The sequence below is a fragment of the Cellulophaga sp. L1A9 genome (assembly GCF_009797025.1).
In the GTDB taxonomy this organism is placed as follows: domain Bacteria; phylum Bacteroidota; class Bacteroidia; order Flavobacteriales; family Flavobacteriaceae; genus Cellulophaga.
This window is the reverse complement of the sequence record NZ_CP047027.1, coordinates 1,530,932-1,551,107: the sequence shown is the minus strand read 5'-3', so window position 1 is coordinate 1,551,107 and position 20,176 is coordinate 1,530,932. Positions and strand designations below refer to the sequence as shown.

At 32.8% G+C, this 20,176-nt stretch carries 15 protein-coding genes; 14 read left to right on the top strand and 1 reads right to left on the bottom strand.

Features of this window, described 5'->3' with window-relative positions; translation table 11 throughout:
• Position 1: 1 nt before the first annotated feature.
• The 3 genes from GQR94_RS06580 to GQR94_RS06570 all read left to right on the top strand — a co-directional run bounded on the left by GQR94_RS06580 (position 2) and on the right by GQR94_RS06570 (position 1,798).
• Positions 2–382, top strand: a complete 381-nt coding sequence (locus GQR94_RS06580) for a TraR/DksA C4-type zinc finger protein (protein WP_158974735.1) — start codon at positions 2–4, stop codon at positions 380–382.
• Between the two features lie 88 nt (positions 383–470).
• Positions 471–1,091, top strand: a complete 621-nt coding sequence (locus GQR94_RS06575) for a hypothetical protein (protein WP_158974734.1) — start codon at positions 471–473, stop codon at positions 1,089–1,091.
• Between the two features lie 35 nt (positions 1,092–1,126).
• The gene (locus GQR94_RS06570; protein ID WP_158974733.1) at positions 1,127–1,798 is read left to right on the top strand and encodes a lipoprotein signal peptidase; all 672 of its coding nucleotides are present in this window, start codon (positions 1,127–1,129) and stop codon (positions 1,796–1,798) included.
• On the opposite strand, the gene GQR94_RS06565 is transcribed toward GQR94_RS06570, so the two are convergent.
• Positions 1,795–2,355: a 5-formyltetrahydrofolate cyclo-ligase gene (locus GQR94_RS06565; protein ID WP_158974732.1), complete on the bottom strand. Its 561-nt coding sequence runs from the start codon at positions 2,353–2,355 to the stop codon at positions 1,795–1,797. The two genes, GQR94_RS06570 and GQR94_RS06565, sit on opposite strands and share 4 nt — an antisense overlap.
• Positions 2,356–2,895: 540 nt before the next feature.
• On the opposite strand from GQR94_RS06565, the gene uvrC reads away from it, so the two are divergent.
• From uvrC to GQR94_RS06510, 11 genes are all read left to right on the top strand, one after another.
• Complete coding sequence (gene uvrC, locus GQR94_RS06560) at positions 2,896–4,683, top strand: excinuclease ABC subunit UvrC (protein WP_158974731.1); 1,788 nt, start codon at positions 2,896–2,898, stop codon at positions 4,681–4,683.
• A 16-nt stretch (positions 4,684–4,699) separates the two neighbouring features.
• Complete coding sequence (locus tag GQR94_RS06555; RefSeq protein WP_158974730.1) at positions 4,700–6,952, top strand: patatin-like phospholipase family protein; 2,253 nt, start codon at positions 4,700–4,702, stop codon at positions 6,950–6,952.
• A 198-nt stretch (positions 6,953–7,150) separates the two neighbouring features.
• Positions 7,151–8,314 carry a 4-hydroxyphenylpyruvate dioxygenase gene (gene hppD / locus GQR94_RS06550; protein ID WP_158974729.1) on the top strand — a complete coding sequence of 388 codons (1,164 nt, stop codon included), beginning with the start codon at positions 7,151–7,153 and terminating at the stop codon, positions 8,312–8,314.
• Between the two features lie 381 nt (positions 8,315–8,695).
• A complete protein-coding gene (locus tag GQR94_RS06545) occupies positions 8,696–9,475 on the top strand; it encodes a DUF3108 domain-containing protein (protein ID WP_158974728.1) in 780 nt (259 codons plus the stop codon).
• Between the two features lie 150 nt (positions 9,476–9,625).
• Complete coding sequence (locus tag GQR94_RS06540) at positions 9,626–10,594, top strand: tryptophan 2,3-dioxygenase family protein (protein ID WP_233268647.1); 969 nt, start codon at positions 9,626–9,628, stop codon at positions 10,592–10,594.
• A 2-nt stretch (positions 10,595–10,596) separates the two neighbouring features.
• A complete protein-coding gene (locus GQR94_RS06535; RefSeq protein ID WP_158974727.1) occupies positions 10,597–11,886 on the top strand; it encodes a peptidoglycan DD-metalloendopeptidase family protein in 1,290 nt (429 codons plus the stop codon).
• Positions 11,887–11,888: 2 nt separating this feature from the next.
• Entirely contained in the window at positions 11,889–13,526 is a 1,638-nt protein-coding gene (pgi, locus tag GQR94_RS06530; protein ID WP_158974726.1) for a glucose-6-phosphate isomerase, read from the top strand.
• A 173-nt stretch (positions 13,527–13,699) separates the two neighbouring features.
• A complete protein-coding gene (locus tag GQR94_RS06525) occupies positions 13,700–16,243 on the top strand; it encodes a TonB-dependent receptor (protein WP_158974725.1) in 2,544 nt (847 codons plus the stop codon).
• Positions 16,244–16,255: 12 nt separating this feature from the next.
• Positions 16,256–17,950, top strand: a complete 1,695-nt coding sequence (locus GQR94_RS06520; protein ID WP_158974724.1) for a hypothetical protein — start codon at positions 16,256–16,258, stop codon at positions 17,948–17,950.
• A gap of 84 nt (positions 17,951–18,034) precedes the next feature.
• Positions 18,035–19,636, top strand: a complete 1,602-nt coding sequence (locus GQR94_RS06515; RefSeq protein ID WP_158974723.1) for an Ig-like domain-containing protein — start codon at positions 18,035–18,037, stop codon at positions 19,634–19,636.
• Positions 19,637–19,719: 83 nt separating this feature from the next.
• Positions 19,720–20,160, top strand: coding sequence for a hypothetical protein (locus GQR94_RS06510; protein WP_158974722.1), 441 nt, complete (start codon positions 19,720–19,722; stop codon positions 20,158–20,160).
• The last annotated feature ends 16 nt before the right edge of the window (positions 20,161–20,176 follow it).

Sequence of the window (20,176 nt, the reverse complement as noted above, 5' to 3'; positions counted from 1 at the left end):
TATGGTTGAAGATTTAAAAGTTAGATACTCTGATAAAGACTTAGCAGAATTTAAGGTCCTTATTTCAGACAAAATTGAAAAAGCTAAAAGTCATTTAGATCTTTTGAAAAGTTCATATATGAATGATAGTGATAATGGTACTGATGATACCTCTCCTACATTTAAAGCTTTTGAAGAAGGTTCTGCGACAATGAGTAAAGAAGCAAATACGCAATTAGCTATTCGTCAAGAAAAATTTATTCGCGATTTAAAAAATGCAATGCTACGTATTGAGAATAAGACATACGGGATTTGTAGAGTAACTGGGAAATTGATTAATAAAGAACGTTTAAAATTAGTGCCGCATGCTACGTTGAGCATCGAAGCTAAGAATATGCAATAATTTTTTCTTCAATAAAAATATAAAACCTGTGTAATGTTACTTTAAGAGTGCATTGACATGGGTTTTTTTGTTTATATGAAAACTTAAAATGAGAGTTCTATTTGTTCTTTTTTTATTGGCATCAATGCAGCTATTACATGCCCAAAAAATAGTTCAGAAAACTATTTTTAATACTGAGGATACGGCAATTGAAATAGATGCTAGTAATTGCTATGCCATATTTGTTGAAACTACAAAAACCAATAAGGTGGTGGTTGAAGCAAAAATGGCGGGAGAATACAGTGATAATCTGGGGCTAAACATACATGAGGAAGGTAGTACGTTATTAATTGATACTAGTTTTAATTTAACTTTTGAAGCTCCTAATGATAAATTAAGTGCGCATAAGGTGGTATCAATTTCATTGCATATTAGTGTACCAGAGCATTTAAAAGTAAGAATTTTTGGCACCTATAGTAATGCAGATGTTTCAGGGTTGTATAGCAATTTAGAGATTTCGTTAAACGATGGTAATTGTGTGCTGAGGGATACAAGTTTAGAGACCAGTGTTCAAACGCAAAGTGGAGCAATAACAGTATTTGCTACATCAGGAAAATTTAGTGCCATTAGTAAATACGGAACATTGGATGCTGATGATATTAAGCTCGGAGAGGCTGTTTATAATCTGAAATCTGTTACAGGAAATATACATCTTAAGAAAATCAATTAATATAACTATTTTTGCACCACGTTTATAAAATAAGCATGAGTTTAAAAAAATCAATTCTACTAGTTCTAATAATTCTAGTTGTAGATCAAATAAGTAAAATATATGTGAAAACACATTTCACCTATAATGAAACCCTTGAAGTTTTTAGTTGGTTTAAACTCGTGTTTATAGAAAACTCAGGAGCTGCATGGGGCACTAAGCTTAGTGACTTTTTACCTATTTCGGAAGAAACAGGTAAACTTATCTTAACTGTTTTTAGATTATTTGCAGTAGTAGGTATTGGATATTGGTTGTATGATACGGTAAAGAAAAATTTATCAAATACCCTAGCAATAGCGGTTTCTCTAATATTTGCAGGGGCTCTGGGGAATATTCTAGATTCTGTTTTTTATGGTATGATTTTTAGTGAAAGCGTTTATGGTGGTGACCTAGCTACAGCTTTTTCTGGAGAACCTTATGGTAGTATTTTTCATGGTAAAGTAGTAGATATGCTTCATTTTCCATTTATAGAAAATGCTATTTGGCCAGAATGGGTTCCTTATTTTGGGGGTAATACTTTTAGTTTCTTTGAGCCTGTATTTAACATTGCAGATATGGCGATTAGTACTGGTGTAGGTATATTGCTTGTTTTTAATAAAAAAGCATTTTCTAAAACAGACGAAGAAGAAGCTATTGAGGCATCACAATCTCAAGAGGAGACTGTTTAAAACGTATACGTCTTATTTGGAGTAACACAATAGTCTAGCTTAATATCTGTAGGTAGCATGTCTGTGATTGTTTCTGTAGCTTCAAAAAAAGAAAGACCAATCTTTATGCAATTTTCTTTACAATCTGCCAGAAATTTATCGTAATACCCTTTACCGTAGCCTACTCTATTACCAAAAGCATCAAAAGCTAATAAAGGAATAAAAACAATATTTATAGTTGATGCAGGTATTTCTATCCCGTCTACAGGTTCAGGTACATTCCATTTATTTTTTTTGATTAAGGTATTGTCTGTAAGTAAAAAATGTTGGAGCGAATTTGTAGCTATCATTTTTGATAAAATGACGTTTTTATCTTTTCCTTGTAAAATAGAAAGTATAAAACTAGTGTCTATCTCTTTTTTCTCTGAGATAGAGAGGTATAAATGAAAATTAGTATTAGACCAAATGGGTAATTGAAGTAGATTATTCGCAATGGAAATGCTGTAATCTGTAATTTCTTCAGGGGAAAGTTTTTCGCGCTTAGCAGTGTGTATTAACCGAAGATCATTTTTATTCATGTGAAATCTTGATTAGTACGCAGTAATTAGGTTTAATTCAATGACTATTCTTTAGCTGAAACAGCTACATAAATTTTAAAGAAAAGCATCAATATTAAATAAGTTCCTAGAGTTATAATGTAATTATCCATAGCAGTATTAATTTTCTATGTCCTAAATGTAAAGAAAAAAACAACATGACTCTGCGAAGTGCAATGATAAATCGATGAAATGCACTCTTTTAATAAAAATTTATGATTTTGTAGGAAGTGTAGGAAGTTTTTCTCATTTAAAAATAGTGTTTAAAATATTGATAATCAAATTTTTAATAGAACTTTAAGGGGTGAATCTTATAGTGACACTATTTTTTTGAATTTTGCATTTTAATTTACAATTCCTTAATTGGAATCATAACATGCTAAAGTTTAGGAATAGTTTCCTCTTGAATAGGGTTTTAGGCTTAAGAATTTCAAGTTAAAACCTTTTAAAAATTATAGCTTTTGCTAAAAACAGAGTAATTTAACCGTCTTTACAAGAGATCCAAATTTTCAGATTAATTTAATGGAAGAACCTTCTTTAGAATTACAGCTAAGTACACTGCCTAATAACCCAGGAGTATATCAGTTTTATGATGCTGAAGATAAAATCTTATATGTTGGAAAGGCAAAAAACCTAAAAAAAAGAGTAAGCTCCTATTTTACGAAGAACCATGAAATTGGTAAAACAAGGGTTCTGGTAAAAAAGATTAGGAGTATTAAGCATATTGTGGTTGCTACAGAGTCTGATGCGCTTCTTTTAGAGAATAATTTGATTAAGAAATATCAGCCGCGGTATAACGTACTCTTAAAGGATGATAAATCATACCCATGGATTTGTATTAAGAACGAACGTTTTCCGAGGATTTTTCCAACCAGAAGACATATCAAGGATGGATCGGAATATTTTGGCCCATATACAAGTATGAAGACTGTTAAGACGCTTTTAGATTTAATAAAAAGTGTATACCCTTTGCGTACGTGTAATTACGATCTATCAAAAGAAAAAATAGAAGCGGGTAAATATAAAGTCTGTCTTGAGTATCACCTAAAAAACTGTAAGGGACCTTGTGAAGATCATCAAGATGTAGAAGAGTACCACAGACAAATAGAAGAGATTCGTGAAATTTTGAAGGGTAATTTTAAATCATCACTTCAGTATTTTAAAAATCAAATGAAAATTTTTGCTGAGGACATGCGCTTTGAAGAGGCCCAGGACATTAAAGAGAAGGTAGCTGTTCTCGAGAATTACCAAGTGAGAACAACGATTGTTAATCCTAAAATTAATAACGTTGACGTTTTTACAATAATATCAGATGAAGCTTTTGCGTATGTTAACTATTTGCAGCTCTCGCATGGTTCTATTATCCGATCCCATACCTTGGAGATGAAAAAGAAACTGGACGAATCTGATGTTGATTTGTTGGCATTAGCTATTGTTGAAATTCGTCAAAGATTTAAATCCCTAACAAGAGAAATATATGTTCCTTTTCAGGTAGAGGTGGCAGAAGATTTAAAAATTACAATCCCAAAATTGGGAGATAAAAAAAGAATATTAGAACTGTCTGAGCGTAATGCGAAACTTCAACGGCAAGAGCGCTTTAATCAGATAAAAATTATGGATCCAGAGCGTCATACCAATAGGTTAATGGCGCAGATGAAAAAAGATCTTAGATTGTCTGAAGAGCCTAGGCATATAGAGTGTTTTGATAACTCAAATATTCAAGGTACCCATCCTGTTGCTGCTTGTGTAGTTTTTAAAAATGGGAAACCATCAAAAAAAGAATACCGCCACTATAATATAAAAACAGTAGATGGCCCTGATGATTTTGCTTCTATGGAAGAAGTTGTTTTTAGGCGTTACAAAAGACTTTTGGATGAAGATGAGTCTCTACCACAGTTAATCGTTATTGATGGTGGTAAAGGGCAGTTGTCCTCTGCTTTAAAAAGTTTAGATATACTAGGCTTGCGAGGTAAAATAGCAATTGTCGGAATTGCGAAGCGTTTAGAGGAAATTTATTTCCCAGGAGATTCAATTCCCTTATATTTAGATAAAAAGTCAGAAAGCCTTAAAGTCATTCAATTTTTAAGAAATGAAGCGCACCGTTTTGGAATTACCTTTCATCGTAATAAAAGAAGTGCTAGTGCAATTTCCTCAGAATTAGAGGCCATTGAAGGTATAGGTGGTAAAACAATAGAAGATCTGCTGAAAAAATTTAAATCGGTAAAAAGAGTTAAAGAAGCTTCATTAGAACATTTAGCAGAAATAGTAGGGATGGCTAGAGCTAAAAAAATATACGAGAGTTTTCATTAATTTGAAAAGCAACACTATGAATAGAATTTTATTTTTGTCGGTTTTTCTGTTTTCTATTTTTGCAGTTGTAGCACAAGACAACCAAAAAATGGAAGATGTAAAAGTAGGACTTGTGCTTAGTGGTGGTGGTGCAAAAGGGTTTGCGCATATTGGGGCATTAAAAGTCATCGAGGAAGCTGGGGTGCAGATAGATTATATAGGAGGTACAAGTATGGGGGCAATTGTCGGTGCGCTTTATGCTTCAGGGTACTCAGCAAATGAGTTAGATTCAATTTTCAGGAACACAGATTTCACTAAATTAATTCAGGATAACTTACCCCGAAGTTCTAAAACTTTTTATGAGAAGGATGATTCTGAGCGGTATGCTTTAACCTTGCCATTTAATAATTTTAAAATATCGTTTCCTTCTGCAATTTCTAGTGGTCAGAGTATCTATAATGAGTTGGTAAGATTGCTATACCATGTAGATAATGTAGATGATTTTAGCAAATTACCTATTCCATTTTTTTGTATTGCCACAGATGTGGAGACAGGAAATGAAATCATACTTAATAAAGGGTACCTTCCGGAAACAATAATGGCAAGTGGAACTTTTCCATCCCTATTTGAGCCTACTGAAATTGATGGCAGAGTGCTAATTGATGGTGGTGTTATTAATAATTATCCCGTAGATGGGGTGTTAAAGATGGGTGCCGATGTAATTATTGGTGTAGATGTGCAGCACGGGCTTTCAAGTAGAGAAAATTTAGGATCTGCAACAGAAGTATTACTGCAAATAAACAACTACAGAACCGTCAAGGATATGGTAAAGAAAGTTGAGAAAACAGATATCTATATAAAACCAAATATAGATAAATACTCAGTAATAGATTTTGCTTTCTTATCGGAAATTGTAAATAGCGGAGAACTTGCTGCAAGAGAAAATTACATTGCGTTAAAAGAATTAGCAATCAAACAAAATAGAAAAGTTGTAAAAAGAATTCCTATAGTTTGTAAAGATACTTTACAATTAAATAACCTGATTATTAATGGGAGTGATAATTATTCTAGAGGATTTGTAAAAGGTAAATTGAGATTTCCATTAGATAATAACGTCGCTTTTGATAAACTGCAACAAGGTATCGGTAATTTATCTGCAACAGGAAATTTTAAAACAATTCGATACCGCCTGGAACCTAACGGTAAAAAAACAGATTTAGTCTTAGATTTAAGAGAGAGTAAAATTAAAACCTTTATTAAAATGGGGGTGCATTATGATGATTTATTCAATACTGCAGCAATTTTGAACTTGACAAAAAAGAATTTATTTTTTGATGATGATGTTGTTTCGTTCGATTTTATATTGGGAGATAATGTTAGGTATAATTTAGATTATTATATAGATAAAGGTACCTACTGGAGTTTTGGTTTTAATTCTAGATTTGTTGGGTTTGGTCAAACTATCGATTATCAAAATTTTGAATCTAATTTTGATGCACCTGCAGATCCTAATATTAAGACTATAAATATGGATGTGTCTGATGTAACTAATCAGCTTTACTTGCAAACAGTGGTTAAAGAAGAGTTTGCGTTTGCATTGGGTGTAGAGCATAAGTTTTTAAAATATAGCACAGAAACCATAAGTCAGCTATCTGATTCAGATGAAGTCTCAAGTGATGATCGGCTGTATTTTGAAAAAAGCAACTTTTTTAGTGGATATGGGAAGTTAACCTTAGATACTTATAATAGTAAGTATTTTCCGAGTAAAGGCTTGTATTTTGATGGAGATTTTCATTTCTATCTAGCGTCATCAGATTTTACCAATAATTTTAAAGAATTTTCTGTAGCAAAATCTAAAATGGGAGCCGCATTTCCTATTTTTAAAAACCTATCTCTGAATATTGAAACAGAGGGCGGGTTTAAATTGGGAACATCATCGGTGACTTCATTTGATTTTGTATTAGGGGGTTTTGGAGCGGCTAGAGTAAATAATTTTATTCCTTTTTATGGCTATGATTTTTTAAGTCTTCCTGGAAACAGTTTTGTAAAAGGTATGATGAGATTGGATTATGAATTTACGCCAAAAAATCATTTAATCTTTGCTGCAAATTATGCCAATGTAGATGATGATCTTTTTAGAACAGGACAATGGTTTAAAGAACCAACTTTTTCAGGGTATGGTGTTGGTTGTGGATGGGAATCTTTTGTTGGCCCGCTTCAGGTTATTTATTCTTGGTCCCCGGAGAAATCGCAATCAAATTTATTTTTTAGTGTGGGCTATTGGTTTTAATTCGGCACCCATTGGTTTGTTGTTAATTTAATATAAAAGTTATAGTTTAATTGCGATATTTGTAAAATGCTACAATACAGAGTTGATATTACGGCGCACCTTCGTGCCATGTGGTAATGCCATTTTAATTCTTTCTTATTCTTAAGGAGGAAACTTGTGTACACCTTACTTTTTATTAATCATTTCAAGAAAAATATCATGGCAGCAGAAATAAAAAATTTAAAAGACTTAAAGAACACGGAATATTCTCTAAAAAAACTTTTTAAAGAGGCAGAAGATTTTCTTCCGTTATTAGGCACGGATTACGTAGAACTTTACGTAGGTAATGCAAAGCAATCAGCGCATTTTTATAAAACAGCTTTTGGTTTTCAATCAGAAGCATATGCGGGTTTAGAAACAGGAATTAAAGATCGCGTGTCTTATGTTTTAAAGCAAGATAAGATTCGTTTGGTATTAACAACGCCATTACAAAAAGATGGTGAGATTAATAGGCATATTAATGAACATGGCGATGGTGTAAAAATTGTTGCTTTGTGGGTAGACGATGCGACTAAAGCTTTTGAAGAAACAACAAAGCGTGGAGCAAAACCTTATTTAGTGCCTACTAAAGAAGAAGATGAAAATGGGCATGTAATACGTTCTGGAGTTTACACGTATGGCGAAACAGTCCATTTGTTTGTAGAACGCAAAAACTACAAGGGTGTTTTCTTGCCTGGATTTAGAAAATGGGAATCTCATTATAACCCAGAACCAACAGGGATTAAATTTATAGACCATATTGTGGGTAATGTCGGTTGGAATGAAATGAATACCTGGTGTAAATTTTACGGAGAAGTAATGGGCTTTGCTCAAATTGTTTCTTTTGTAGACAATGATATTGCTACAGAATATACGGCATTGATGAGTAAGGTGATGAGTAATGGCAATGGTCGCGTAAAGTTTCCTGTAAATGAGCCCGCAAAAGGGAAAAAGAAATCTCAAATAGAAGAGTATCTAGATTTTTATAATGGGCCAGGAGTGCAACACTTGGCATTAGCTACAGATGATATTGTAGCTACGGTATCTGCAATGAGAGACCGTGGCGTAGAATTTTTATATGTGCCTGAAGAATACTATGATGATTTATTGGAGCGCGTAGGAGCTATTGACGAAGATATTGAGGTGCTTAAAAAACATGGAATTTTAATTGATAGAGATGAGGAAGGTTATCTTTTACAATTATTTACCAAGACAATTGTAGATAGACCCACACTGTTTTTTGAAATTATTCAAAGAAAAGGAGCGCAATCGTTTGGAGTAGGAAACTTTAAAGCCTTATTTGAGGCTATAGAAAGGGAGCAAGAAGCTAGAGGAACACTCTAGATATGCTCAATTTTCTTAATGAATTATTAATTTTTATCTAACTTCTATAAATTACTGTTAAGACTATAGTTAAAGTACGTTAAAACTAATTTTAAAATAAAAGGTTTGGTTTAACTTTGTCATCAAATAAGGGGTGGTTCCCTTATTGACTTTAAGTATTGGTTTTTCATAATTTAAAGTTTGGTTGGTTATTTAGGGAAAGCCCAGTGGAAACACTGGGCTTTTTTTTATTCTTTTTTTCGGAATGCAATAGTTTGGAATAAATTTTGTTTATCTAAATGTAAAGTTGGTTCTGTGATATTTGTTTTTTACTATTTTTACAGTGTTTGCTTTAAATTAATCTCTTATGGAAACTATATTCTTTAGGGCAACACATAAAGTATGAAAAATTTAGTACTACTCATATTCGCTATAGCTACTACTGCAATAACTGCGCAGGAGGAAAATGCACCTTTCAAGTCAGGAGAATGGCTCAAATTTCGTATTCATTATGGTATTTTTAATGCAAGTAGTGCAACGCTGCACCTTACTAATGATAATGTAAATGGTAAAAACGTGTACAAGGTCCGTGGAGAAGGAAAAACAACCGGCGCTGCAAGGGTATTCTATAAGGTAGATGATGTTTATGAAAGTTATTTTGATAAAGAAGATGGTAAGCCTTATAAGTTTGTTCGTAAGATAGATGAGGGAGGATATACTAAAGATATTGAAATCAATTTTGATTACAATAAGAAAAAAGCGGAGCTTAATGATAAAAAACACGATAAGAAGCAAAACTTTACCATCACCAATAAAGTTCAAGATTTAATTTCAGCTTTTTACTACATTAGAAAGAATTATGATTTTAATGATTTGACGGAAGGGGAGTTTATTAAATTAGATATGCTGTATGATGATGATGGAGTGTATCAATTTAAATTAAAGTATGTTGGTATAGATACCTTAAAAACGAAATATGGAAAGGTGGCTTGTTTAAGGTTTAGACCTTATGTGCAATCAGGTAGAGTTTTTAAAGAAGAAGAGAGTTTGTCTCTTTGGGTGTCTAATGATCAGAACAAAATACCAATTCGGATTAAGGCAGATATTGCAGTAGGATCTATAAAGGCAGATTTAGATGGCTATAATGGGTTGAATAATCAGTTTAAAATTATTATGGATTAAAATTTTAAGTACTATTTTGTTAAATAAGGTAGTATTATGGAGGCTGATTAAAAGTTGACTTGAATAAAGAATTCTATTTTAATTCTTTATTCTATTTTTGTGAAAACATTGTTTTTTCAACGTATTCAGTTAATCTAAATTTATTCCATTTTGAAAAGTAAAGAAGATATCGATATGCAAATATCGAAGCTTGAAGAAAAATATAAAAATTCAGGTCAAGATTTAAGTTCTTATTTAGATGGTCTTCTTTATCAGCGCTACCTAACTTATTGGGATTATATCCACTTAGATACGCTTTTAAGTCTTCAGATACCTAGAACACACTTTCCTGATGAAGAAATTTTCATCATGTATCATCAAATTACAGAATTGTATTTTAAGCTTATACTTCATGAGCAAAAACAATTGGTAGATGATAAAACTCAAAGTGTCCCTTTTTTTATTGAAAAAGCAAATAGAATTAACGGCTACTATAGGGTTTTGATTTCATCTTTCAGTATTATGATAAATGGAATGGAGCGAGAGCAGTTCTTGCAATATAGAATGGCTTTGTTGCCAGCCAGTGGGTTTCAGTCAGCACAATATAGGATGATAGAAATTTATGCTACTTCTATGGAAAACTTAGTCCACCATACGGAGCGAGAGAGTTTTTCTTCAGAGCATGGAATAGAAGAATTGTATGAGCATATTTATTGGAAAAAAGGAGCTACAGATAAGGATACGGGTGAGAAAACATTAACCTTAAAGCAATTTGAATATAGGTATACACCTCGGTTAATTCGTATTGCAAAGCAAGTAGAAAACAATAGTATTTATTCAAAATACCTTCAGTTACCAGAAAAAGAGAAGCAAAACCCATTACTTATTAAGGCATTAAAAGAATTAGATATTAATGCGAATGTTAATTGGCCTTTAATGCATATGGGTTCTGCATACCGCTATCTTGCTAAAGATAAAAAGCCAATTGACGCAACAGGTGGTACAAACTGGAAAGAATATTTACCTCCTAGTTTTCAGAAAGTTATATTTTTTCCGGCGTTATATTCTAAAGAGGAGTTAAATGATTGGGGAAAACAATGGGTAGACCATATCTTTAACCCTGAAAAAAGTACACATTGAGAATGCAAAAAATTTGTTTGATTATTTTGACTTGCCTTTTTTTAAGCTCCTGCGGAGATGAAAAGAAAGAGAAAGATACTGTTGAGAAAGTAGAAGTTATAGAAAAACCAATTGTGGAAGCCTATGGTTTTAATCTAGATGATTTTGTTGTTTTAAAAGATACCGTTCGTAATGGCGATAGTTTTGGCGACCTAATGATTAAGAACAAGGTAGATTATCAGAAAATTTTTAAAATATCAACAGAGTTTAAAGATACTTTTGATGTTCGAAGAATAAAGATTGGTAAACCGTATGCGATATTAAAATCTAAAGATACTTCAGAAATAGCTCAATTTTTCATCTATGAAGATGATCGTATTAATTATACTGTTGTAGATCTGCGCGATTCGGTTATTGCTTATCGGGGTAAGAAAAATGTAAAATATGTTGAACGAGTAGCTTCAGGAGTAATAAATTCAAATTTATCTACAGCTATAAACGAGCAAGGAATAGATTATGGCGTTACAAATAACTTATCCGAAATCTATGCATGGTCAATAGATTTCTTTCGACTACAGAAAGGGGATAGGTTTAAAGTGCTTTATAAGGAGAAATATATTAATGATAGCATTTATGCAGGTGCAGAACCTATAGAAGCGGCCTTTTTTGAGCATAATGGCGAATCTTTTTATGCTTTTGCATATCAGACAGATTCCCTTAACAATGTTACCGATTATTACAATGAAGAGGCTAAAAATCTGCGTCGTACCTTTTTAAAAGCTCCGGTAGAATTTAGTAGAATATCTTCTCGTTATAATCTCAATAGAAGAATAGCTTATTATGGGTATAAAGTTAGGCCTCATAAAGGTACAGATTATGCAGCACCTATAGGAACACCTATTTTAGCGACTGCAAACGGTACTGTTGTAGAATCTACGCGTAGAGGTGGTAATGGTAAGTTTGTTAAGATTCAGCACAATGGAACGTATAGTACGCAGTACTTGCACATGAAAAATCAGAACGTTAAAAAAGGCCAATATGTGCATCAAGGTGATGTTATTGGTTGGATTGGGATGACGGGAAATTCGGGAGGTCCGCATGTGTGTTATCGTTTTTGGAAGAATGGTCAGCAAGTAGATCCTTTAAGAGAAAAGTTACCTGCGGCAGAACCATTAGCAGATTCCTTAAGAGTAGGGTATTTTGATTTTATGAATCCTATTAAGGCAAAATTAGATAGCGTACCCTATACTGAAGTAAAAACAGAAGTAGAAGTTAAAGAACAAGAACAAGAACAACAGTTAACACGTAAATAAAAATGGCACTACAAAATATTAATCCTACCAGTACAAAAGCATGGAAGCAATTAACAGATCATTTCAATGCAAATAAGAATCAAGAAATAAAAGAATATTTTAAATCGGATTCTGACCGTGCTGATGCGTTTAGTATTACCTGGAACGATTTTTTAGTAGATTTTTCAAAAAATAGACTTTCTAAAGAAACTTTAGACTTGTTGCTTAGCTTAGCGGAAGAAGTAAAATTAAAAGATGCTATAGGAAAGTATTTTGGGGGTGATATTATTAATCAAACGGAAGGTAGAGCAGTGCTTCATACGGCATTAAGAGCTAAGAAATCTGATACTGTATTGGTGGATGGTGAAAATGTAATGCCAGAAATTTACGAGGTTAAAGAAAAGATAAAAGGGTTTACCGAATCTGTTATTTCGGGTGCTAAAAAGGGGTTCACGGGAAAGAAGTTTACAGATGTTGTAAATATAGGTATTGGAGGATCAGATTTAGGTCCGGAAATGGTTGTTAAAGCGTTACAGTTTTACGGCAATCATTTAAAAATGCATTTTGTGAGTAATGTAGATGGTGATCACGTATATGAAACTTTACGCCATTTAGATCCAGAAACAACATTGTTTGTGGTAGTTTCTAAGACTTTCACAACACAAGAAACATTGAGTAATGCAACAACCATTAAAAAATGGTTTTTAAAACACGCTACACAAGCAGATGTTGCTAAGCATTTTGCTGCAGTTTCTACCAATACAGAAAAAATAGCGGAGTTTGGTATTGCTTCTGAGAACGTGTTCCCGATGTGGGATTGGGTTGGTGGTCGTTTTTCATTGTGGAGTGCGGTAGGTTTATCTATTGCATTAGCAGTAGGCTTTGAAAATTTTGATGCTTTATTAAAAGGAGCAAATGAAATGGATGAGCATTTTAAGAATGAAGATTTTGATCAAAACATTCCGGTAGTTTTAGCATTAATAAGTGTTTGGTATAATAATTTTTATGAAGCAGAAACAGAAGCCATAATTCCGTATACACAATACCTGAGTCGTTTTTCGGCATATTTACAACAAGGTATTATGGAAAGTAATGGAAAAAGTGTTGATAGAGGAGGGAATCCTGTTACGTATCAAACAGGTACAATTATCTGGGGAGAACCAGGAACAAACTCTCAACATGCGTTTTTTCAATTAATACATCAAGGAACAAAATTAATCCCTACAGATTTTATTGGGTATAGAGAATCTCTTCATGGTGATGTTGATCATCATAATAAGCTTATGGCAAATTTCTTTGCTCAAACGGAGGCATTAATGAATGGGAAGGATGCTGCTGAGGTAGAGAAAGAGCTGGTAGAAAAAGGAATGGATGAAAAAACTTTAAAAGAATTGATTCCTTTCAAAGTTTTTCAAGGTAACAATCCTACAAATAGTTTATTGATAGACAAGTTAACTCCAGAAAGTTTAGGAGCTTTAATTGCCATGTATGAGCACAAAATATTTGTTCAAGGCGTTGTTTGGAATATATTTAGTTACGATCAGTGGGGGGTAGAATTAGGAAAACAACTAGCAACCACTATTCTTAAGGATATAGAGAATTCCGAAATTGCTAAGCATGATTCCTCTACATTAAATCTTTTGCAGAATTTTAAGAAATAATTGGCCTTTTTCTCTTTTTCTTAATAAAAGTTGATAAGTTCTTGTTCTACAGGTGTTAGACACGTGTTTTTATGTTAATTTTAGCAAAGCTAATTTAACGTTTTGTTAATATACAAGTGCAATTAAAGTTTCACTTTTGCAGCAAAACTAAAACTAAAATAACACTTAGAAAAATGAGAAAATTTTATTTCACAATTGTCGCATTATTGTTTTCGGCAGTTGCTTTTTCACAGGGGACAATTACCGGTATTATTGTCGGTAGTGATTCAAACGAGCCACTTCCAGGGGCTAATGTTCTGGTAAAAGGAACAAAAAATGGTACAGTAACGGATTTTGATGGTAACTTTTCAATAAATGCTTCAGCTTCAAGTGGGTCTTTAGTTGTTTCTTATATTGGATATAAAAGTAAAGAGGTGTCATTTTCAATTACTAGTGGTTCTACTAGCTTAGGAAGTATTTCTTTAGATGCTGATGCAAGTGCTTTAGATGAAGTAATTGTAACAACATATTCTTTAGCTGTAGATCGTAAAACTCCTGTTGCCGTTTCTACTATTAAAGCAGGTGATATTGAATTGAAATTAGGAACTCAAGAATTTCCTGAAATTTTAAAATCAACACCGGGTATATATGCTACAAAATCAGGTGGTGGTTATGGTGATGGTAGGGTAAATATTAGAGGATTTAGTTCTGAAAACGTTGCTGTAATGATCAACGGTATTCCTGTAAACGATATGGAGAACGGTGCTGTCTATTGGTCTAACTGGGCTGGTTTAGGTGACGTTACTAGCGCAATGCAAGTACAAAGAGGTTTAGGTGCTTCAAAAATTGCCGTGCCTTCTATTGGTGGTACAATTAATATCGTAACAAAAACTACAGATGTTGAAGAAGGTGGTAGTATTTACGCTTCTTTGGCAAATGATGGTTATGAAAAATATGGTTTTACGTATTCTACAGGATTGTCTGATAAAGGTTTAGCAGTTACAGTATCGGGCTCTTCTACTCAAGGTGATGGTTATGTAGATGGTACTGAATTTAAAGGTATCTCTTACTTCTTAAATATATCTAAGCAGATTAACGATGCTCATAAAATATCTTTTACAGGATTTGGATCTACTCAAAGACATGGTCAAAGACAAAATAGACAGTTAATTCAAACATATCAAGCTTCTGAATCAGGAATAAGATATAATTCTGATTGGGGATATGATAATGGTCAGGTTAAACATATAGAAGATAACTTTTATAATAAACCTCAAATGTCATTAAACCATTATTGGGATATTAATGAGAAAACTAACTTATCAACAGTTGCTTATGTATCCTTCGGATCAGGTGGTGGTGGTGGTACTGCTGGCGATGATACTAGTAAATTTAGTAGTTCAGAATATAAGATAGGTAACTTTGGTCCTGTTGATATTGACCGTATAGTAGATGAAAATATTGCGAATGGAGCAAATGGTTCTACTTCAGCTTTAAGAGCTTCATTTAATAATCATAATTGGTACGGTGTTTTATCTACTTTAAAAGTAGATTTAACTGATGATTTAGTGTTTTTGGGTGGTGTAGATTTAAGAAGCTATAAAGGAAAGCATTACAGAGAAGTAACAGATTTGTTAGGTGGTCAATATTTATATGATGATTCTAATGTAAATAATCCAGATGCGGGATTGCAGGTAGGAGACAAATTAAGCTATAATAACGATGGTTTAGTAGGTTGGTATGGTTTATTTACTCAATTAGAGTATGATGTTACTGAAGATATTAATACGTACTTATCTTTATCAGGTTCTAATACAGGTTATAAAAGAGTTGATTATTTTCAATATTTAGAGTCTGATAATTTACGAGAGACAGATTGGTACAACTTTTTTGGTTACAGTGTTAAAGGTGGTGGTAACTACAGGATTGATGGTAACCACAATGTATTTATTAATGCAGGTTATTTTGAAAAAGCTCCAGATTTTGATGCGGTTTTCCCGAATTTTAATAATGAAGATATTTTTAGTGATGCAGCTAATGAAAAAGTAATCAGTTTTGAATTGGGTTACGGCTATAGATCAGAAAAATTAAGTGCAAACGTAAACTTGTATAGAACATCTTGGAAGGATAGATCTGAAAGTGTTTCTTACACAGAGCCTGATGGTACTTTTAATAGTGCTAACGTACTTGGGGTAAATGCAGTTCACCAAGGACTTGAAATTGATTTCAACTATAGAGTTACTGATAAACTTACCATTACAGCGATGTCTTCAATAGGAGATTGGAAATGGGATAATAATGTAACAGGTGTTCAAATTTTTGATGAAGATCAAACATTAGTAGATACAGTTGATTTATATATTGAAGGTTTACATGTAGGTGATGCTGCTCAAACAACATTAGCTGTAGGTACAAACTATAAATTAACAGACAAAACAACATTCACGGTAGATTATAATTACTACGCAGATTTATATGCGTCTTTTGACCCTAGTGATAGAGGAGAAGTTGCGCCTGAGGCATGGGAATTGCCAGCTTATGGTTTATTTGATACAGCAATCTCTCATAACTTCGAATTTGGTGGTTTTGATGCAAGGTTGACTGGTAGAATGAATAATGTTTTAAATACGGAGTACGTTTCTGAAGGTAATGATGGTGACGGTTCTGTAGCTAATACAGCTTTAGTATACTATGGTTTCGGAAGAACATTTAGTTTAGGATTAAAACTTAACTTTTAAAAAAAAATCAAAATGAAAAAGGCAATATATTACTTATTAATTTTAGGAGCTACGTTGTTTACTTCGTGTGATCCTATGGATGAAATCTATGATGACATAGATGCAAATGGTGGAATAGAAGGTGTAGATTTTATATCAGGATCACTTGATTATACACTTACTGAAGATGATTATGAATTAGTTGCAACAGAAATTGATTCTGTAGAATACTTTGCATCTGAAGAGTTAGCACAAGAAGTTATACCAATAATCTTAGCTTCTACTCATCCAGTATTAGGTGAGGGTTCTTTAATAAATGTTACTTATGATTTATTTAGTCCTTCAGAAGTAGAAACACTATCGACTTCAGAGACTTTAAGTAATGTTTATGGTATAGATGATTATTTATCTACTAGTTATGAAACAGCGAGTGAAGGAACTTTTGTTGCTTTAACTTATAATGCTGCAGTAGATTTTTATACTCTAACTAGCGATGATTTCGTGACTATAGGGAATGCCTTAAGTTCAAAATATCCTGATGCTGCAGACAGTGCAAGTAGCTTTTCAAATTTTGAAAGAAGAGAAGATAATGACTCATATTGGTCTAATAGTATGATTGTTGAGGGCCTTAGTATTCTTTTTGGAGATGATTATACTTCTGGTGAAGTTCTTTCAGTTTCGTTTGCAATATATAATGGATCTAGTGGAACAGAGTCTTTAGTTGTTCAGTACAATGGTTATTCATTTTTAGAATTAGAAGATGTTACGGTTGATGTTGCGGATGCTCTAGGAACAGAATATACATTTACTGGTGATGATTATGACACAGTTGGTACAGAATTGGCTTCTACATATCCTGAGCCAGCTGCGAGTGTCGGATCATATAGTAATTTTGAAAGAAGAACTGATAATGATGCTTACTGGAGTGATGATATGATTCTTGAAGCTGTTAATCTTGTATTACCTGCATCAACTGAAGGTGATATTTATGTTGTTACTTATGATATATATAATGGTTCAGCTGTTACTGAAACTATTACTTTAGAGTATAGCTCAGGTGTTTATATATATTCTGATATTGTATCTGAAGAATCAACAGCAGAAATTGAAGCTATCGTTGCAAAAAATAATGGAGAATGGGAGTTCCCTTATTTAGTAACAGAAAGTGATTATGAACTTTTAGATTTAAGTTATGGAAATTTTGATAGTAGCTCTATTTACAAGTTAGAAATTTTCTTAAAATCATTATTACCATATGCTCAGTCAGGTGATACTGTTAGTGTTCAATATGAATATTATGATGGTTCAACAAATGAAAAGTATAGTATAGCCAATTTTGATGGTACAAATTGGTCTATACCAGAAGATGTTGAGGCTACAACTTTTCAATATGGTTTTGAAGATGGTGAATGGTTACCTGATAATACTATTGTTTATACATTGTTGTCAGCTGATTATACATTAATTGCTGATGCATTTTCAGATGTATATCCTGATGCTACAGGTAGTGTTGCAAACTATAGTAACTTCGATAGGAGAGTTGGTAATGCAGCTGAATGGACTGATGAGATGTTAGTTGAAGCTTTTAACGTGTTGCTGGATAGTATTGATCCAAGTGCAGAAGAAGGTCAAAAATACGATGTGGTATTTGTTATTTACAATGGTTCAACTACTGCTGAGACATTTAGTTTAATTAAAACAGGCGGTGTTTGGGTTGATAATAATTAAATCTAAGTACTAGTTATTTTAATATATAATTTAAAACCGCTTCGAAAGAAGCGGTTTTTTTAACTTAAATAAATTTAAATTATTATGAAGTATATATATGCAATCTTTATATCATTACTACTATATGGTTGTAGCTCTGTTGAAACTGTAGTTGACCCACCTGTAGCTTTTAATGATAGTGCAATAAGTATAGAAAATACTACAATTACTTTATTAATATTAGAGAATGATGAGTTAAATAATCAAGCAACAATTACAAGCTATGATGCTGAATCTGAGAATGGAGGTACAATAGTTGAAAGACTAAGTAGTTCTTTTGTTTATACACCTCCAACTAATTTTGTTGGCACAGATAGTTTTACTTACACAATTTGTGATGTTCTGTCAACACCGAATTGTTCAACTGCTACGGTTACTATTACTGTTAATGATGAAGGAGAAGCAGTAGCTGTTGATGATGAATTTGAAACCGTTGAGAATTCTACGTTAGAAATTACATCTTTATTAGAAAATGATATAATAGTAGATGGAGCAGTTTTAGAAAGTATAAATACTGATGGAATCACTGGAACTATTATACTAAATGATGATAATTCTATTAGTTATACAGCACTAAATGGTTTTGTAGGTAACGAAGTTTTTACATATACCATTTGTGATAATGATGATACGCCAACTTGTTCAACAGCTGTAGTTACTATAACTGTTGTTGATGATGGTGAACCTGTTGCTGATGATGATACTTTTTTTATATCAGAAAACACATCAGGTAATATATTAGATGTTTTGTCTAATGATGGTATTTTTGACGAAGCTGAAATTAGTTCAATTGATGATTCAACTGCCCAAGGAACAGTTACTTTAAATGCAGATGGAACTGTAAGTTACTCTACATTAACAGATTTTGAAGGTGATGATACATTTACTTATACACTTTGTGATGATGATTCTCCAAGTGCCACATGTGTTACAGCAACGGTTACAGTTACAGTAATAAAATCGTTAAGTTTTAATATTAGTGAAGACTTGCAAGAATATTATGATGGAGTATTATTTACAGATAATGCAGATGTAATGTATGATGAAATTGAAACTCATACAAAATCAATGCACACTACAATATTATCGTATTCTCAACGTCATTTATATTTATATAATGCTGATGCTGATTTAGTTAATCAAGATAATGTAACTCTTATGTATTCAGGTGAAAGTAGATATTGGGAAGAATACACCTCGGGAATTAATTCATATTCTCCACAAACCTTTAATACGGAACATATATATCCGCAGTCACTACTAACTTCTACAGATGCTGTTACAGATTTACATCATTTAAGAGCGGCAGACGATGCTGTTAATTCTGAAAGATTAAATTACCCATATACTGATAGCTCTGGTGGTTATGCATTAGTTAATAATAATTCTTGGTACCCTGGTGATGATTGGAGGGGAGATGTAGCTAGAATGGTAATGTATTTAAACATTCGTTATGGAGAATCTTTTAGTCGTGTTGGTGAATTAGAGCTTTTTCTATCTTGGAATATTGCAGATCCAGTATCTGAATTTGAAGAGCAGCGTAATAATGTTATTTATGCTGCACAAGGCAATAGAAACCCTTTTATAGATAATCCATATTTGGCCACCCTTATCTGGGGAGGTGCCTCTGCTCAAAATAAATGGTAATATTTTTAAAACCCTGCTATTCAGCAGGGTTTTTTTGTGCTTAAATTTTAGTATTTTTAGGGGAACTAATTAAAATTAAAAATATGTACGAAATTATTTATAACCTGCACTCCTTTTTTGCTTATATCGTTCTGATAGTGTTGGTGATAGCCGTAATTAATGCCATAATTGGTTTTACGGGTAACAAGATGTTTACTTTAGAAAAAGATTTTAGAATTAGTCTTTTTGCACTTATTCTAGCACACATACAACTATTGATCGGTATCATCCTATACTTTGTGTCGCCTAAAGGTTTTTATGCCATTAGCGAATTTGGAATGGGTGGCTTAACTTCTGCAGCACGTTTATTGGCCGTGGAACATCCGTTTATTAATATTATAGCCTTAGTGTTTATTACTATAGGATGGTCTAAGCATAAGAAAATTATGGAAGCAAAACGTAAGTTTAAAACTATTGCAATTTTCTACGGAATAGGATTGGTTTTAATATTAAGTCGCCTTCCTTGGGCGCAATGGTTTGCTTAAAAATAGTTGACATTAA

Coding starts and splice junctions, on each gene's coding strand:
- GQR94_RS06510 (WP_158974722.1), top strand. CDS start 19,720: ATGTACGAAATTATTTATAACCTGCACTCCTTTTTTGCTTATATCGTT.
- GQR94_RS06580 (WP_158974735.1), top strand. CDS start 2: ATGGTTGAAGATTTAAAAGTTAGATACTCTGATAAAGACTTAGCAGAA.
- GQR94_RS06545 (WP_158974728.1), top strand. CDS start 8,696: ATGAAAAATTTAGTACTACTCATATTCGCTATAGCTACTACTGCAATA.
- uvrC (WP_158974731.1), top strand. CDS start 2,896: ATGGAAGAACCTTCTTTAGAATTACAGCTAAGTACACTGCCTAATAAC.
- hppD (WP_158974729.1), top strand. CDS start 7,151: ATGGCAGCAGAAATAAAAAATTTAAAAGACTTAAAGAACACGGAATAT.
- GQR94_RS06515 (WP_158974723.1), top strand. CDS start 18,035: ATGAAGTATATATATGCAATCTTTATATCATTACTACTATATGGTTGT.
- GQR94_RS06565 (WP_158974732.1), bottom strand. CDS start 2,355: ATGAATAAAAATGATCTTCGGTTAATACACACTGCTAAGCGCGAAAAA.
- pgi (WP_158974726.1), top strand. CDS start 11,889: ATGGCACTACAAAATATTAATCCTACCAGTACAAAAGCATGGAAGCAA.
- GQR94_RS06535 (WP_158974727.1), top strand. CDS start 10,597: ATGCAAAAAATTTGTTTGATTATTTTGACTTGCCTTTTTTTAAGCTCC.
- GQR94_RS06525 (WP_158974725.1), top strand. CDS start 13,700: ATGAGAAAATTTTATTTCACAATTGTCGCATTATTGTTTTCGGCAGTT.
- GQR94_RS06555 (WP_158974730.1), top strand. CDS start 4,700: ATGAATAGAATTTTATTTTTGTCGGTTTTTCTGTTTTCTATTTTTGCA.
- GQR94_RS06570 (WP_158974733.1), top strand. CDS start 1,127: ATGAGTTTAAAAAAATCAATTCTACTAGTTCTAATAATTCTAGTTGTA.
- GQR94_RS06520 (WP_158974724.1), top strand. CDS start 16,256: ATGAAAAAGGCAATATATTACTTATTAATTTTAGGAGCTACGTTGTTT.
- GQR94_RS06575 (WP_158974734.1), top strand. CDS start 471: ATGAGAGTTCTATTTGTTCTTTTTTTATTGGCATCAATGCAGCTATTA.